This is a genomic window from Aerococcus sp. Group 2, from assembly GCF_905125285.1.
GTDB lineage: Bacteria > Bacillota > Bacilli > Lactobacillales > Aerococcaceae > Aerococcus > Aerococcus urinae_E.
The window spans coordinates 107074-123194 of sequence record NZ_CAJHPA010000003.1 but is presented as its reverse complement, the minus strand read 5'-3'; the positions used below and the strand labels follow the sequence as shown (position 1 = coordinate 123194).

14 protein-coding genes are annotated in these 16121 nt (G+C 46.8%); 4 read left to right on the top strand and 10 right to left on the bottom strand.

Annotated elements, in window-relative coordinates:
* Positions 1-330: 330 nt before the first annotated feature.
* Entirely contained in the window at positions 331-1017 is a 687-nt protein-coding gene (locus tag JFU01_RS05165) for a response regulator transcription factor (RefSeq protein WP_064293174.1), read from the bottom strand.
* Positions 1018-1351: 334 nt separating this feature from the next.
* On the opposite strand from JFU01_RS05165, the gene JFU01_RS05160 reads away from it, so the two are divergent.
* The 3 genes from JFU01_RS05160 to JFU01_RS05150 all read left to right on the top strand — a co-directional run bounded on the left by JFU01_RS05160 (position 1352) and on the right by JFU01_RS05150 (position 4585).
* Positions 1352-2107, top strand: a complete 756-nt coding sequence (locus JFU01_RS05160; protein WP_195856088.1) for a TVP38/TMEM64 family protein — start codon at positions 1352-1354, stop codon at positions 2105-2107.
* 35 nt (positions 2108-2142) lie between these two features.
* The gene (locus JFU01_RS05155) at positions 2143-3213 is read left to right on the top strand and encodes a glycosyltransferase family 4 protein (protein ID WP_195856087.1); all 1071 of its coding nucleotides are present in this window, start codon (positions 2143-2145) and stop codon (positions 3211-3213) included.
* Between the two features lie 109 nt (positions 3214-3322).
* Positions 3323-4585: a lipid II:glycine glycyltransferase FemX gene (locus tag JFU01_RS05150; RefSeq protein ID WP_195856086.1), complete on the top strand. Its 1263-nt coding sequence runs from the start codon at positions 3323-3325 to the stop codon at positions 4583-4585.
* Between the two features lie 70 nt (positions 4586-4655).
* On the opposite strand, the gene JFU01_RS05145 is transcribed toward JFU01_RS05150, so the two are convergent.
* On the bottom strand, positions 4656-6497 hold the full coding sequence (locus tag JFU01_RS05145) for a muramidase family protein (protein WP_195856085.1): 1842 nt from the start codon (positions 6495-6497) through the stop codon (positions 4656-4658).
* Between the two features lie 395 nt (positions 6498-6892).
* Here JFU01_RS05145 and ppc point away from each other — a divergent pair, with 395 nt between their 5' ends.
* The gene (ppc, locus tag JFU01_RS05140; protein ID WP_195856084.1) at positions 6893-9604 is read left to right on the top strand and encodes a phosphoenolpyruvate carboxylase; all 2712 of its coding nucleotides are present in this window, start codon (positions 6893-6895) and stop codon (positions 9602-9604) included.
* Positions 9605-10008: 404 nt separating this feature from the next.
* Here the strand turns inward: ppc and JFU01_RS05135 are convergent, their stop codons facing one another.
* From JFU01_RS05135 to JFU01_RS05100, 8 genes are all read right to left on the bottom strand, one after another.
* The gene (locus JFU01_RS05135) at positions 10009-10722 is read right to left on the bottom strand and encodes a DUF1129 domain-containing protein (protein WP_195856083.1); all 714 of its coding nucleotides are present in this window, start codon (positions 10720-10722) and stop codon (positions 10009-10011) included.
* A 12-nt stretch (positions 10723-10734) separates the two neighbouring features.
* The gene (gene ychF, locus JFU01_RS05130) at positions 10735-11832 is read right to left on the bottom strand and encodes a redox-regulated ATPase YchF (protein ID WP_195856082.1); all 1098 of its coding nucleotides are present in this window, start codon (positions 11830-11832) and stop codon (positions 10735-10737) included.
* Positions 11833-11940: 108 nt separating this feature from the next.
* Positions 11941-12144, bottom strand: a complete 204-nt coding sequence (locus tag JFU01_RS05125; RefSeq protein WP_013668998.1) for a DUF951 domain-containing protein — start codon at positions 12142-12144, stop codon at positions 11941-11943.
* A gap of 10 nt (positions 12145-12154) precedes the next feature.
* Positions 12155-13120, bottom strand: coding sequence for a ParB/RepB/Spo0J family partition protein (locus JFU01_RS05120; protein WP_230086942.1), 966 nt, complete (start codon positions 13118-13120; stop codon positions 12155-12157).
* Positions 13110-13874 carry a ParA family protein gene (locus JFU01_RS05115; protein WP_013669632.1) on the bottom strand — a complete coding sequence of 255 codons (765 nt, stop codon included), beginning with the start codon at positions 13872-13874 and terminating at the stop codon, positions 13110-13112. The genes JFU01_RS05120 and JFU01_RS05115 overlap by 11 nt, the downstream gene beginning before the upstream one ends.
* Positions 13875-14195: 321 nt before the next feature.
* The gene (locus JFU01_RS05110; protein WP_195856081.1) at positions 14196-14456 is read right to left on the bottom strand and encodes a hypothetical protein; all 261 of its coding nucleotides are present in this window, start codon (positions 14454-14456) and stop codon (positions 14196-14198) included.
* Positions 14457-14482: 26 nt separating this feature from the next.
* Positions 14483-15001 carry a hypothetical protein gene (locus JFU01_RS05105; RefSeq protein ID WP_195856080.1) on the bottom strand — a complete coding sequence of 173 codons (519 nt, stop codon included), beginning with the start codon at positions 14999-15001 and terminating at the stop codon, positions 14483-14485.
* A gap of 1 nt (position 15002) precedes the next feature.
* A complete protein-coding gene (locus tag JFU01_RS05100; RefSeq protein WP_195856079.1) occupies positions 15003-15872 on the bottom strand; it encodes an ABC transporter ATP-binding protein in 870 nt (289 codons plus the stop codon).
* Positions 15873-16121 lie beyond the last annotated feature (249 nt).

Genomic DNA, 16121 nt, shown 5'->3' with positions numbered 1-16121 from the left:
AGTTGCTATAGCTGTTCGAAGCGTTAGCGAGTTACAGATATAGTATGCGTAGCGTTTTCGTCCTTTGTTGTGACTGTCGCACTCTCTTCTAAACCTGTTCCAAGCGCAGAGCAAGCGTCCACTTCACTAAAGACCTGCGAATTCTCTTTGAGAATTCTTCTCCCTTTAGCTCCAGTGGTCTTGCCTTCTAACGCGCTTGTCGCACTCTCTAGTTGAGTTCGAACGCTAGCCTTGAAGTTGCTTCAGAAAATTCCAACGCACAGACTTGCTGTGCTTATGGTATTTTCTTCCAGCAATTCAAGTCTTTAGTCGCGTTCTCACATCCTTCTTTTATTCACTGATCTTATAGCCGACGCCCCAGACGGTGGAGATGACTTTGTCGCCGCCGGTTGCGGTTTCGATTTTATCGCGGAGGTGGCTGACGTGGACCATGACCGTTTTGGCGGAGACCACGGATTCTTGTTGCCAGACCCGTTCAAAGATTTCATCGGCTGAAAAGACTTCATTTGGGTGGGAAGCCAAGAGATAGAGAATACCAAACTCGAGGGCGGTTAACTGGATGTCTTCCCCGTCAATGGTTTTTACTTCGTGGGAGTTTTTATGGATGATCAAGGGACCAATTTCAATGGTATCGCCACTGCCTTGGTCACTCGCTCCCGACCGGCGTAAGAGTGACTTGACCCGGGCCATCACTTCTAAGGGGTTAAAGGGCTTGGTCACATAGTCATCGGCACCCGTAGTTAAGCCGGAAATCTTATCCATATCAGCGGATTTGGCGCTCAATAAAAGAATCGGTACGTCAACATCCCGGCTCCTTAATTCCTTAACCACGGTCAAGCCGTCCTTACCGGGCATCATAATGTCTAAAATAATTAAAGCAATATCGGGGTTTTCACTAATCCGCTTTAAAGCTTCATCCCCGTCATAAGCTTGGATCACATCATAACCTTCATTGCTGGAATAAATAGTTAGTAATTCAACAATTTCCTTGTCGTCATCAACGATCAATAATTTCACAAGGATCCCTCCTCTGTTTATTTTTAATAAGACTGAGGCAAAAAATCCTAGCCTCTTTTTGCGCTTGTCGCACTTTCTGTGAAACTTTTTTGGTTTTGAATCTATTCTACCAAAGATCCGCCCAGCAATAATTTCATTCGCCTTAAAATCTGCTTAAGAAAAGCTTAAATTCAAAGCCATCTGGGCCACTTTGCACCTATTTCTTAAAAAAATCCTTAGTTTTTTTATATATTATTTCAATTCTCCTTAACGTATAATGGATTTAACGGAGCTGTTGTGACAGCTTTCAAGACCTGATTTTTTCTCTAGACACGTTGAAAGCGAGGCGACCGCTATGCCCACACCCAAGGATTTTCACCCGAATTCAGTCTCCCCCGAGCCCTCCTGTCCTAAAGACAAGCCGGACCAGCGGAATGGGGCTGGAAAGCAAGAGAAGGCCTTGAAATCTGATTCCAATAAAGGCCAACACTTGGCCCGGGAAACGCGGTCGCTTAAGCGGGCCCGTTTAGCCAACCGGGTCTTCAATCTGGTCGGAATTCTAGGGGTAATCTTAACCATCTGGCTGATCTACGCGGCCTACCAAAGGGGGCTCTTTTCCTCCCAAGATAACTTGGAGGCCTTTTTGCGTGGCTTTGGTGGCTGGGCGCCCTGGCTTTTCATCCTGATTCAAATTGTCCAAACCGTTATTCCCGTTATTCCCGGAGGCTTGACCTGTCCGGCCGGGGCCGCCATTTTTGGGGTCTGGTACGGTTTTCTCTTAAACTTTATCGGGATTATGATCGGTAGTGTGATTGACTTCTGGCTGGCCCGTCGCTACGGTCGCCACCTGGTCATGGCCTTAATTGGGCCCAAGTCCTACAACAAGTACATCCACTATCTCAACACCAAGGCCTTTGACCGGATCTTTATCTTTGGCATGTTCTTTCCGGTCTCTCCGGCGGACGCCCTCTGTCTCTTAGCTGGCCTCTCCAACATGTCCTTTAAACGGTTCTTCCTCTTCTTATCTCTAGGAAAACCCTTTACCTTATTTATCTATACTTACGGCCTCCTCTACTTGTCCAGCTGGATCGGCCAGCTACTGGGTCTCTAAATCCCTAGCCCCGCCAGCCTTAGAAAGGATTTTCTATGCAGTCTTTATCGATTAACATGTTCTCAAAAGCCGAAAGTAAAGCCGGTCAAGGAGTGGGCAGTGCCTACCGGGAACTGGTTAATACCCTGGTTAAGCACTACCCCAAAGACCTCAAAGTCACTTATAATGCCCTTAAAACCAGCGATATTTCCCACTACCATACCATTAATTTTCCCTTCTTTTTATCAACTTTCTTAAAACGCCGTCGCGGGGTCCGCTTGGGCTATGTCCATTTTCTCCCTGAGACCTTGCGGGGGTCTATCCACCTGCCCGGCTGGATCCAGACCCTCTTCGATAAGTATCTGATTGCCTTCTACCGGCGAATGGACCATTTGGTGGTGGTGAACCCCGTTTTTATTGATAAGTTGGTCCAAGACTACCACTTTGATCCCAAGAAACTCTCCTATATCCCCAACTTTGTCTCAACCGATACTTTCTACCCGCAAAGCCAAGAAGAAAAAGCTAGCTTCCGCCAATCCCTAGGCCTCAGTCCCAATGACTTTGTGGTTTTAGGCGTGGGGCAAATCCAGGGTCGTAAGGGGATCGATGACTTTATCCAGTTAGGCGTCGACCATCCAGAGATTTGTTTTTACTGGGTGGGTGGTTTTACTTTTGGGAAGTTGAGTGATGACCATGACCGCTACCAAGAGGCCCTCAAACACCTGCCAGCCAATGTTCACTTTGCCGGGGTGGTGGACCGGGCCGACATGGTCAAGTATTACAACCTGGCCGACCTCTTCCTCCTGCCCAGTTACAGCGAGCTCTTTCCCATGAGTATTCTCGAGGCCTTTGCCTGCCAAACTCCGGTTATGCTGCGTGATTTGGATCTCTACCAAGATATTTTAGGCGGTTACTATATTCCTTGTGCTGACCGAGCTGCCATGGGCGAAAAGATTGTTCAACTGGCTCAAGACCCCCAAAGTCTCAAAAGCTACCAGGACAAGGCTCAAGCGGCCTCCCACTACTACAGTGAGGACCGGGTGGCGCAAATCTGGCTCAACTTCTACCGCGACCTGGCTAAAAGTCAGACGAACAACAGCCACCATCTGGCCCAGCCGGAAAAATAAGACGATTTGGCCTAAAACTTTCCTTAAAATTTGGGCCAGCTTTTCAAAAAAATTAAAGCCGTGGTAAGATTAAGGGAGTAGTAAAACATGCGAGAGGATTTGAAAATAAATGACTCAATACCATAGCGTCCAATTAAGTGACGCGGACCACAACCACTTCGTTGAAAACCATCCCAATGGTGACTTATTGCAACTTACCGACTGGGCTAAAGCCAAGGAATTTACCGGTTGGTACTCCAAAAATGTTGCCGTGGCTGATGACGCCGGCCAGGTTGAGGCGGTCGCTAACATTCAATTCAAGAAAATCAAAGGCACGCCATTGACCTTTGCCTATGCTTCACGGGGCTTTGTGGTCGACTATAAGAACCACGATGCCGTTGCTGCTATCACCCAAGCCGCAGTCAAGGCCGCTAAAGAAGAACACGCCGTCTATCTAAAAATCGACCCCGACTTGGAGCGAGAAGGTCATGAAGAGACATTAAAACTTTTAGAGACTCTGGGCTTTCGCCATACCGGTTTTAAGGATGGGATGAGCGAACAGTATATCCAACCCCGCCAAACCATGTACACCCCCATCGACCAATCGGACGAAGACCTGTTAAATTCCTATGAAGCCAAGACCAGAAACCTGGTTCGTAAGGCCATGAAGTCGGGTCTAGAAGTCTTTGAAGGGAGCCGGGACGAACTGGATGTCTTCCACCGCTTAATGGAAGAAACTGGGGAGCGGGACGGTTTTGCTACCCGGGATATTTCCTACTTTGAAGCCCTCTACGACAACCTCCATCCCCAAGGCCACTTATATTACTTTATGATTAAGTTAATGCCTGACAAGATGGAAGCAGAAGCCCGCCAGGAACTAGCCCTGATTGCAAAAGACCGGGAAAAGGTGGAAGCCCGCCGCGATAGTAAGAAGAAAGACAACCAATTGAAGGAACTGGCTACCCGGCAAGCTAAGCAAGAAAAATTAATTGCGGACGCGGACGACTTGCGCAAAGACCACCCCAACGGCCTACCCCTATCAGCAGCTATTCTCTGCTTCTGCGGTAAGAAGGCCTACTATCTCTATGCGGCCTCTTCTAACCACTACCGCAAGCTCAGCCCCAACTACCAACTCCAATACGATCTCATGCGCTTCGCTCGTGATAAAGGCGCTACTACCTATGACTTTGGTGGGGTCAGCGTCGATCCGGATGAAGACTCGCCTTACCGGGGACTTTGGGTCTTCAAGCGCATGTGGGGGACCAAGGTTTCCGATAAAATCGGTGAATTTGACTATGTCCTCATCCCTGGCCTCTACCAAATGATGACCTACGCCATCCCGAGAGTCCGCCACTTCATGAAAGGCTTCCGTAACAAGGGAGACGATGAATAAGGCTGAAAATTTATTTCGACCATAGTAAAAGCCCTCAAGTATTGACTTGAAGGCTTTTTTTACGTCTATTTTATCTTAATTCCCAGTCTAAGGTATAGCTATTAGGTCCGGCGTAATTGACATAGAACTTCTTGTACTTGCGCCAATTGAAGACGCCATTTCCGTAGTTCAAGGCTTCTTGGATGGAGCTAAAACGACGAGGTTCACGGACGAAGCCATGATTGGTATTGACCTTAACCGCTTGGGCTGGTTTCTCTGTGGAAGCTTCTGCTTTGGCTGGCGCTTTGACCACTAATTTGTCACCGGGGTGAAGCATGTAGTTAGCACCTAACTTGTTCCAAGTCATTAAGTCTTGGATGCTTACCCCATACTTGTTACTAATTCTCCAGAGGGAATCGCCGGATTGAACCGTGTAGGAAGCGCTTGAGGTTGTGTTTTCGGCTGGTTTTGAAGTTTCAGCGGGTTTCTCTGTGGAAGCTTCTGCTTTGGCAGGCGCTTTGACCACTAACTTATCTCCTGGATGCAACATGTAGTTAGCACCTAACTTGTTCCAAGTCATCAGATCTTGGATACTTACCCCGTACTTGTTACTAATTCTCCAGAGTGAGTCTCCGGATTGGACGGTGTAGGAAGCGCTAGGAGTTGTGCTTTCAGCGGGTTTTGCGGTACTTGGTTTTGTTGTTGGAACTTCTGCTTTAGCAGGGGCTTGAACCACTAATTTGTCACCCGGGTGAAGCATGTAGTTAGCGCCTAACTTGTTCCAAGTCATGAGGTCTTGGATGCTTACCCCGTACTTGTTACTAATTCTCCAGAGCGAATCACCGGATTGGACCGTGTAGGATGCACTTGAGGTTGTGTTTTCAGCTGGTTTTGCTGGCTTTTCTTCATTAGCTTCAGGACTTGCATCTGGCTTTCTTAATTCCCATTTGAGAACATAGCGACCATTTCCAGCATAGTCGACCCGATATTGTTTATATTTAGACCAGTCAGCATGTTGACGACCAAAGGCCATGGCTTCTTCAACAGTCTTAAAGCTTTGGTCTTCTTTTTGCCAACCATCTTTTACTTTAGTCGTGTCCGCTTTAGCTGGTTTTTCACTTTCTTGACTAGCTTCGCTACTTGGTTTTGTTGTTGAAGTTTCTGCCTTAGTAGGCGCTTTGACCACTAACTTATCTCCTGGGTGGAGCATGTAGTTAGCTCCTAGCTTGTTCCAAGTCATTAAGTCTTGGATACTTACCCCATACTTATTACTAATTCTCCAGAGGGAATCGCCGGATTGAACCGTGTAGGATGCGCTAGGAGTTGTACTTTCATCAGGCTTTGCGGCTTCACTTGGTTTTTCCACACTTGGTTTTTCAGCTGGAACTTCTGCCTTGTCAGGCGCTTGAACCACTAACTTGTCACCTGGATGTAACATGTAGTTAGCGCCTAACTTGTTCCAAGTCATGAGGTCTTGGATACTTACGCCATGCTTGCGACTGATTCTCCAGAGCGAATCGCCGGATTGTACGGTATAGGGACCACTGACAGCTGGTTTTTCAACCGCTTTGTTGGTCGCTACAGGTTTTTCACTGCTTGTTTTGACTGGGCTTGTCGTTTCAGTGTTTTGACCACTCGCTTGAGGATTCTTCAATTCCCATTTAAGGACAAAGCGATTAGGACCGGCGTAATTGACCCGGTATTGTTTATACTTGGACCAATCTGCGTGTTGGTTCCCATAGGTCATCGCTTCATCAAGAGTTTTGAAACTGTGCCCTTCTTGAACCCAGCCACTGGATGCACTACCTGGATTAGCTTCTGCTAAGACTTCTGGTGCGTCTGCCACTTGTAAAGCTGCCGCCGACAATAAGGACAGTGACGCCAGGCTGATCCATTTATTATATTGATTCATTTTTTGATTTCTTGCTTTCATTTTAATAACCTCCCTTAGGGAAAGACGGCATACCATGCTCTCTTTTCACTTATATTATAACAAGCCCTGAAAAGAAGTTAAAGTCATATTGTAACATTTCTGTAATATTAACCATTCCTTAAACTTTCTAATGCTATTTTCCAAAAAAGTAGTGAAAAACCTTATTTATAGGCATTTTTATGAGTTTTCGTTAACTTTAAAAGTAAAGAAAATCTGATTAAAGCTGGCTTTATGACAAACTCCTGTAATATTTACGTAATATTATTTCAGTGATCAGTTAAGAAAATAAAAAAAGTAAGCGTTTCCTAAGGGGCGATCCCCATGTTTCATTAGCTGGAAAAGTGGTATCATAGGGACAAATAAGGAACGTGCGGTTCCATAAAGGAGTGAACAGTGTGCCAGTCAAAAAGTTGGAAGCCAATATCACCCAATCCATGGTCAAAGAAGAAGTTCATGTCTTAAAGGAAATCCTTGATGACACCACCCATAAGATGGTGGGGGACCAAGTCTTTGAAATGATCCAAGGTTTGGTTGATCTCTCCATGAAGGAAGACTACAAGCAACTGGAAAGTGTCGTCGCCCAGCTCAGTAACGATGAAATGGTGGTCGTTTCCCGCTATTTTTCGATTTTGCCGCTACTGATTAATATTTCTGAAGATGTCGATTTCGCCTATGAAATCAACTATCAAAACAATACCGACCAAGACTACCTGGGTAAACTCGCCTTAACCATTGACCGGGTCAGCCAAAGTGACCAGGCCAAGGAAATTCTCGAACACGTCAATGTGGTTCCCGTCCTAACGGCCCATCCGACCCAAGTTCAACGTAAGACCATCCTGGAATTGACCAATCAAATCCACCAACTCTTGCGCAAGTACCATGACGTCAAGGCTGGCGTGGTCAACCGCGACAAATGGTACACCGACCTGCGCCGCTATGTTGAAATTATTATGCAGACGGACATTATCCGGGAAAAGAAACTCACCGTTCGTAATGAAATCACCAATGTGACCGCCTACTATAACAATTCCTTAATCCGGGCCATCACCAAGTTAAGTCGGCAATACCGCCACTTAGCGGCTCAAAAGGGGATCGAGCTCGACCAAGCCAAGCCCATCACCATGGGTATGTGGATTGGGGGCGACCGCGACGGCAACCCTTACGTGACCGCCGAAACCTTGCTTCTGTCTGCCACCACCCAAAGCGAAGTCATCCTCAATTACTACATTGACAAGGTCTATAAACTCTACCGCAACTTCTCCCTATCCACTACCCTAGTAGACATTAGTCCTGCCATGGAAGCTTTGGCAGCTAAGTCCAATGACCAGTCCATTTACCGGGAGAATGAACCTTACCGCCGGGCCTTCCACTATATCAAGGCCAAACTCGAACAAAACTTAGCCGAAGTCAAAAACGGCCTAAAAAGAGATGACCAGGCCCCAACCCCAAGCTACCAAAATGCGGAAGCCTTTAAGGCTGACCTCTTAGTAATTAAGGAGTCCCTCCTAGCCAATGGCGAAGACGCTCTTTTAACCGGGGACTTCAATGAGTTAGTAGAAGCCATCGATATTTTCGGTTTTTACCTGGCTACTATCGATATGCGTCAAGATTCCAGTGTCAATGAAGCCTGCGTGGCCGAATTATTGAAATCAGCTAAGATTGTCGATGACTATTCTGCCCTTTCAGAAAAAGACAAAGTCAAGGTCCTCCTCAAGGAATTACTAGAAGACCCTAGACCTCTATCTTCGGCCCATAGTGAAAAATCCGAGCTCTTAGAAAAAGAACTGAAGATCTTTAAAACTGCGCGTTTCCTAAAAGACCAACTGGGCGACCAAGTGATCAAGCAACATATCATCTCCCACACCGAAAGTGTCTCCGATATGTTCGAACTGGCCATCATGCTCAAGGAAGTCGGCCTAGTGGATCCTGAACAAGCCCGGGTCCAAATCGTTCCCCTCTTTGAAACCATCGAAGACTTGGAAAACGCCCAAGGGATTATGGAAGAATTTCTCAGCTATGACCTGGTCCAAAACTGGATCAAGGCCAACCATGACTACCAAGAAGTCATGCTGGGTTACTCTGACAGTAACAAGGACGGTGGCTACCTCTCCTCCGTTTGGACCCTTTACAAGGTTCAACAAGAACTGACCCAACTCGGTGAAGCCCACGGAATTAAGATCACCTTTATCCATGGCCGGGGCGGGACTGTAGGTCGTGGGGGCGGCCCTTCCTATGAAGCGGTCACTTCCCAACCTTTCGGCTCCATCAAGGACCGCATCCGTCTAACCGAACAAGGGGAAATTATTGAGAATAAATACGGCAACCAAGATGTAGCCTACTACAACCTGGAAATGCTGGTGTCCGCTGCCATTAGTCGGATCGTGCCGGGCTCCGTTGATAAGAAGGCTGAGGTGGAAGACTTCTACCAAGACATGGATGACATTGTCCACTACTCCAATGGGATTTACCGCCACTTAGTCTTTGATACGCCGGAATTCTATGATTATTTCTTTGAAGCCACACCAATTAAGGAAGTGTCCAGCTTAAATATCGGGTCTCGTCCCGCTGCCCGTAAGACCATCACGGAAATCTCCGGACTTCGTGCCATTCCTTGGGTCTTCTCCTGGTCGCAAACTCGGATCATGTTCCCAGGTTGGTATGGGGTTGGTTCCGCCTTCAAACACTTTATCGACCAAGATGAAGGCAACCTGGAAAAACTCCAAGCCATGTACCAAAGCTGGCCCTTCTTCCATTCCTTATTGTCCAATGTAGACATGGTCTTATCCAAGTCCAACATGAACATCGCCGAGCAATATGCCCAATTGGCAGAAAGCGAAGCAGTGCGGTCCGTCTTTACCACCATTCGCGATGAATGGCAATTAACCAAAGATATTCTCTTAGCCATTGAAAACCATGACGAATTCCTGGCTACCAACCCCTCCTTACGTGCCAGCCTGGACTATCGTCTGCCTTACTTCAATGTCTTAAACTACATTCAAATCGAACTGATCAAACGCCTCCGTCACAATGAACTGGATGAAGACTACGAAAAACTCATCCACACCACCATTAACGGAATCGCCACCGGTTTACGTAACTCCGGTTGATCTCTAGCTATGAGCATACGTTCTGCTCATAGCTATTTTTATTTATCAAAAAATTATTGTTTTAAAAATCCGCACAATAAAAAGTGTTTCTAGAAAAGCAATTTCAGCTTTCCAGAAACACTTTTTTATTCACTATTATTTTAGTTTTTGCGAACTAATTATTGATATTAATAAAATTTCCTTTTGTTAAATCACTTTGAACAAGAGTGGCGCTTTGAAATAGGTCGTTAGCCATGAATGAGCAAGCGATGTGAATTAGGGAGCGTAGGCTTTAGCCGTACGCCCCCTTTGAAGCTCGCTAGGTGAGAGACCTCGTGCTCGAGCCGGTGCCATGGCTGTATAACGACCAAATTTCAAAAGCAGAACGCATGCTCAAAAGTGTTATCTATTAAAGAAAAGATATTTTAGTTTTTCCCCATAAATTGTCCTTGGAACCACCAGCGGGCAAGGAAGGCTAGGGCTCCGATGACAAGATATGCGAATGGCGGTAAGGCGCCGTTCCAGGATGGAGGTAAGATAGCTAGGGCGCCGACCAAGATCAGCATCCACAAGCCGACCACTAGAACCGAGAGCAGGATATAGCGACCAATGCCGCGCTTGCCCTTTTCTTGGCTCATATCGGGACTGTATTGGTTTAAGACTGCCATGGCTAAGCCCCCCATGACAAAGTTAACCACCAAAGCAGCCGGCCCAAAGGCGGTGGCTGAGTTGGCTTGGTTATTGGATAAGAGGGCTGACAAGCCAGCGATAATAGAGAAGAGTCCGCCCACAAAGAGGGCCCCTTCTACCCAATGCATCCAAAAAGGTGCAGGGGCTAATTCCTTAGCGGTGGGTTGTTTTTCCAATTCTTCGGCGTATTGGTAGGGTTGGCCGTAGAGCTGTTGGGCGGTTTGACCACTCGCTTGGGTCTCCACCAAGGTGGTTAAGATCTCATGGAGGACTTCGGTCTTATTCCGACCGCGTAAGTCCTTATCTTTTATCGCCTTTTCAAATTGGAAGACAAATTCCTTATTGCGCTTGGTTAATTGGGGATAGAGGGCCTTATTTTCGGCCTCGTATTGGTCGAGTTGGGCCTGGCGTTCGGCTGCTTGGTCGTTTTTTTTATCTTGATTGAACACGACGTCCACCTCCTAAACATTGAAGCGGAAGAGCATGACGTCGCCGTCTTGGACCTCATAGTCCTTGCCTTCCGAACGGTAGCGTCCAGCTTCCTTGCAGGCTTGGATGCTGCCATATTCGACCAAATCATCGTAGTGGACGGTTTCTGCACGAATAAAACCACGTTCAAAGTCGGAGTGAATAATCCCCGCTGCTTGAGGGGCATGCATGCCCTTCTTAAAGGTCCAGGCCCGGACTTCTTGTTCCCCGGCCGTAAAGTAGGTGGCTAGGCCTAGTAACTTGTAGGCTTGTTGGATCAATACATCTAAGCCGGATTGGTCCATGCCCAAGTCTTCTAGGAACATGTCGCGGTCTTCCTCATCCATGGTGGCTAGGTCTTCTTCTAACTTAGCTGAAACCACCACCACTTCGGACCCTTCTGCTTGGGCTAACTGGCGAACTTGCTTGATATAGTCATTGTCCCCATCACTAGCATCATCTTCGCTGACGTTAGCCACATAGAGGACTGGTTTCATGGTTAAGAGGAATAATTGCTTAGCTACCGCCTCTTCTTCTTCGTTGAAGTCAACGGTCCGGGCTGGTTTGCCGGCTTCTAAGGCTTCTTTTAATTTCTTCAGGGTGTTGGCCTCGGTCACGGCATCGTGGTCTTTAGACTTAGCCATTTTTACCGCTTTTTCATAGCGCTTATTGACACTTTCCAAGTCAGCCAGAACTAATTCCAAGTTAATGGTCTCGATGTCATCTTGGGGGTTGATACCGCCAGACACGTGGGTAATGTTCCCATCATCAAAGCAACGAACCACGTGACAAATGGCGTCCACTTCCCGGATGTTGGCTAAGAACTTGTTACCTAAGCCTTCACCCTTGGAGGCTCCCTTGACAATCCCAGCAATATCGGTAAATTCAAAGGTGGTTGGGATGGTCTTTTTAGGTTGGTAGATTTCACTCAACTTCCACAAACGTTGGTCGGGCACTTCCACAACCCCCACATTAGGGTCAATGGTCGCAAATGGGTAGTTAGCGGCTTCCACTTGGGACTTGGTAATGGCATTAAATAAGGTAGATTTCCCCACATTAGGTAAACCCACGATTCCTGCTGTTAAAGGCATGGTTTTTCGGTCACTCTTTCTCTTTAAAATTCATAATCTTCACTTAGCCAGTTCTTAGTTGCGGGCCAGCTTTTCGTCTACAGCAGCTGGCGCCTATACTACTGGCGGTTACTTGCCTTGGTCATCATGGCCAATGACTTTTTTCATTTTCTTTTCAAATTCACGGCGCGGCATCATGACAGATTGCCCGCAGCCTTGGCATTTCATGCGGATATCAGCCCCCATGCGGATCAACTTCCAGGCATTGGTCTTACACGGATGGGGCTTCTTCATTTCCACGATATCATTTAAATCATAATTCTTTTCAGCCATCTTCTTCACCTCAATCATCAAAACGAATGTCTAAAATATCCAAGATCCGGGTGAGGTCTTCTTGGGATAGGTATTCAATTTCAATCTTGCCGGCTTGGCCCTTGGGTTTAATCTGCACATTGGTACCGAACTTATCCATGAGGTGCTCTTCCCCCTCGAGTAAATAAGTTGGCTTTTCGGCCTTATTATTAGCCACTTTGGGAGCTGGTTGGACCGGTTCATTAAGGTTTTGGACCATTTTTTCCAAGTGACGAACGGTTATGCCTTCATCCACCACTTTTTTAGCTAAGCGGCTTTGGTCTTTCTTGTTTTTCAACCCTAACAAGGTTCGGGCTTGGCCCATGGAAAGTTTTTTGTTTTGGAGGAGCTCTTTGACATCTTCATTTAAGTCTAAGAGTCTCAAGGTATTGGCCAGGTGGGATCGGCTCTTACCCAGACGTTTAGCGGCTTCAGCCTGGGTCAGGTCGAGTTCATCCATTAAGTTGCGGTAGGCCTGAGCCTCTTCCAGAGGAGTCAGGTCTTCACGTTGCAGGTTTTCAATGATGGCGGTCTCGATCATTTGAGCGTCGGTCATGTCCCGGACGAGGGCTGGAATAGTATCATAGCCCGCTAGTTTCATGGCCCGGAAGCGGCGTTCCCCGGCAATAATTTCATAGCCCTTAATGGCTGACTTTCTCAGGGTAATGGGTTGTAAGAGCCCTTGTTCTTCAATGGAATCAGCTAATTCTTGCAGGGCGGTGGGGTCAAATTCGGTCCGTGGTTGGTAGGGGTTGGGACGAATCTCATCAAGGGGAATCTCTTGGACCTGGTCTTTGCGACTTTCTCCTGGGCCGCTCTCACTCGCCTCTGCTTCCTCAGCTTCTTGGTCGATGGCTTGGGCCTGTTGGGTCAGGTCGGTGGCTTCATTATCGAAGGAGTCTCCGGGAAAGAGGGCCCCGATCCCCTTACCCAGACCCCGGTTTTTCTTACTGGTCATTTGCGAGCACTTCCTTTGCCAGTTGTAGGTAGACTTGCGCCCCTTTGGAACTCATATCGTAATCAATAATCGATTGGCCATAGGAGGGCGCTTCCGACAAACGCACATTACGCGGGATCAAGGTGTTATAGACCTTGTCGCCAAAGTATTTGCGAACTTCTTCCACCACTTCATTGGCTAGGTTGGTCCGCGAGTCGAACATGGTCATCAAGACCCCTTCAATCTTCAAGTGGGGGTTAAAGTGTTTTTGAACCAATTGAATGGTATTAAGCAATTGACTCAAGCCTTCCAGAGCATAGTATTCACTCTGTACCGGGATCAAGATCGCATCCGCTGCAGTAAAGGCATTAATGGTCAAGTGGCCTAGGGATGGGGGGCAGTCAATAATGACATAGTCGTAATTTTCCTTGACCCCATCAATGGCCTGCTTCATCCGGGCTTCCCGGTGGGGGAGGTTGGTGAGTTCCACTTCCGCTCCCGCTAATTGGATGGTGGCTGGGACCAGGACCAGGTTTTCCCGCGATGATTGCTGGATGGTGGTCGCCATGTCCACATCATTGACTAAAACATCATAAATATCCCGTTCGACTTCTGCCTTAGAGATGCCTAAACCACTGGTGGCATTTCCCTGGGCATCACTATCGACTAAGAGCACTTGTTTGTCTGAATAAGCCAGTGCAGCAGCTAAATTGACTGCTGTTGTCGTTTTACCGACGCCGCCTTTTTGATTGGCAATGGCAATGACCTTCCCCATGATAATCCTCCTAAAACTTAGCAATGAAAAAAGGAACGAATGCGTTCCTTAATCCCCGCATTTCTTCCAAGTTAATCATTAACTCTTCGCTATCTTTTCTACTGTATCCGTTAAGCGCTCTTCCCTCAATCAGGAAAAGCGGTCCTTAGCGTATCAAATAAGTTTGCCTGAGCGATTGCTGAGCTTTGAAATTGGCCTAAAATCAACCGCTCCAGACCCCAGTCACGAGCGTATAAACTTATTTGCATCGGTCTCTTTTATTGTATCAAAAAAAGCTTGACTTTGCTCAAGAAATATTAGCTGATTGCCTCTAACCTCCCCTCAGAGGTAAAGGTCCCGTCTGGAAAAATACATGACCGAGCCATAATCGATCAAGAGACTGACTAAAACCATGGCTAGGGAAGAGACGAGAAAGTAATGGGTATCGTTACAGATCTTATCTGGATCGTAAAAAGTGAACAAGGTACAATAGTCCAGCCAATCGAGCTGATCCGATAATTTCCGAAAGACATCGGCCAGATAAAAGCACATCACTAGAGAAGTCGAAGCGGCCAAGGCCTGGCTACTATTGTCACAGATCACACTTAGCAGAATACACAGCGACCCCATCAAGATAAAAAGGGCCAGTAATTCGCAATTATCTTCATCAGGTCAAAGAAATGAAAGTCCTGGTCTGGTAGAAAGACCTGACCCACAGCTGCTCCCAAGAAGGCCACCAAGGCGAGAAAGGCGAGGGCCAATTTAAAGACCAGGATTTGACTAAGTAAGAACTGCTTCCTGGAAACAGAGGCATTGAGAAAATAAACCAGGGAGGTATCGCCCAGTAATTTAGCGGTCAAGCGGACGGCCAGGACAATCACTACCAAGATCAAAATATAAATGGCAAGGGAATTATAGAAATTGATATAGAGATAATCATTGACATTGGTCACATCTCCCTGCATCCCAAAGGCAGCCAGCATATTATCAGGCAGCCCCTGGAGCATCTCGGCATAGCCGGCATTACTATTCACCCAAGGAAAGACTGCTAACAAGGACACTTCCGCAATTAGGACTGATAGCGTCACTAGGGTCAAGAAGGCCCGATTCATTTTTAAGGCGGTTTGACAGATAACTTTTACAGGCATGTTAATCCCCCTCCCGGTAATATTTTTGGAAAAGCTCGCGTAAGGTCACCGCTTGGCCACGTAAATCAGCAATATCGTGTTGGGCCAGTTCCCTAAGGAGGGCATTATAATCACCCTCGAGGGGAATTCGGTAGGTCTGCTGACCTAAATCTTCAATCCCCGGTAAAGTCAAGCTGAGAGGTTTCTCATCTTTTAAGGTCACCTGCAGGAATTCTTTCATTTCGGCATGGAGCTGGGCAATATCCAACTTTTTCACGATCCGACCTTCTTTGATAATACAGATTTCATCGGCGATCCGTTCAATTTCTTCCAAGACATGGGAAGAGAGGAAGATAGTTTTGCCCTTGGCCTTTTCTTCCCTTAAAAGCTGGATCAATTCTTCTTGCATGAGCGGATCAAGTCCAGTGCTGGGTTCATCCAGGATAATAATGTCCGGATCACACATAAAACAAGCCACCAGGGCCAGTTTCTGCTTCATCCCCTTGGACATCTTATGAATAGGAATAGCCATATTCAATTGAAAGCGATCAATTAAATCTTCGGCTAGGCGGGTATCCTGATGGCGGTGGATTTCCCTTTGCATGGCTAGAAAATCATGTGCGGATAGTCCACTAGGAAAGACGATTTCCCCAGGTAAATAACCCAAGCCCTTCTTAACCTGGTCAGCTTCTCGCCAGCAATCCAAGCCATTGATGGTCAAAGTTCCCTTATCGGCCTTTAAAAAGCCCATCAAATGGCGAATGGTCGTCGACTTCCCTGCCCCATTGGGACCAATAAAGCCCATAACCTGACCGTCCGCCACCTCCAGGCTAATATCAAAAATTCCCTTATGGTGGTCAAAAGACTTGGTCACATGATCGATTTTAATCAATTACTTCACCTCCGCGTAAACTGCGTTTTTAAGAGGACTTGGCTAGTTCTTCTCATAAGCTTTCCTCAGGCAAGCCTCCTTAATTGGATAGAATTATACTCTAAAATATATAAATTGAAAGACTTTTTTTACTCCCACAAAAAAGAGAGCCACCCACAAGGAGTCGCTCTCTGATTAAAGTATTTCATTTTTGTTCTTTAGTAAAAGATCTTAATGAGCTTTCGTTCTGCTTTTGAATTTGATCGTTGA

What these genes read in the sequence shown, in the direction of transcription:
- JFU01_RS05150 (WP_195856086.1), top strand. Translation starts at nt 3,323, where the DNA reads ATGACTCAATACCATAGCGTCCAATTAAGTGACGCGGACCACAACCAC.
- JFU01_RS05105 (WP_195856080.1), bottom strand. Translation starts at nt 15,001, where the DNA reads ATGCCTGTAAAAGTTATCTGTCAAACCGCCTTAAAAATGAATCGGGCC.
- JFU01_RS05120 (WP_230086942.1), bottom strand. Translation starts at nt 13,120, where the DNA reads ATGACCAGTAAGAAAAACCGGGGTCTGGGTAAGGGGATCGGGGCCCTC.
- JFU01_RS05115 (WP_013669632.1), bottom strand. Translation starts at nt 13,874, where the DNA reads ATGGGGAAGGTCATTGCCATTGCCAATCAAAAAGGCGGCGTCGGTAAA.
- JFU01_RS05155 (WP_195856087.1), top strand. Translation starts at nt 2,143, where the DNA reads ATGCAGTCTTTATCGATTAACATGTTCTCAAAAGCCGAAAGTAAAGCC.
- ychF (WP_195856082.1), bottom strand. Translation starts at nt 11,832, where the DNA reads ATGCCTTTAACAGCAGGAATCGTGGGTTTACCTAATGTGGGGAAATCT.
- JFU01_RS05145 (WP_195856085.1), bottom strand. Translation starts at nt 6,497, where the DNA reads ATGAAAGCAAGAAATCAAAAAATGAATCAATATAATAAATGGATCAGC.
- JFU01_RS05160 (WP_195856088.1), top strand. Translation starts at nt 1,352, where the DNA reads ATGCCCACACCCAAGGATTTTCACCCGAATTCAGTCTCCCCCGAGCCC.
- JFU01_RS05125 (WP_013668998.1), bottom strand. Translation starts at nt 12,144, where the DNA reads ATGGCTGAAAAGAATTATGATTTAAATGATATCGTGGAAATGAAGAAG.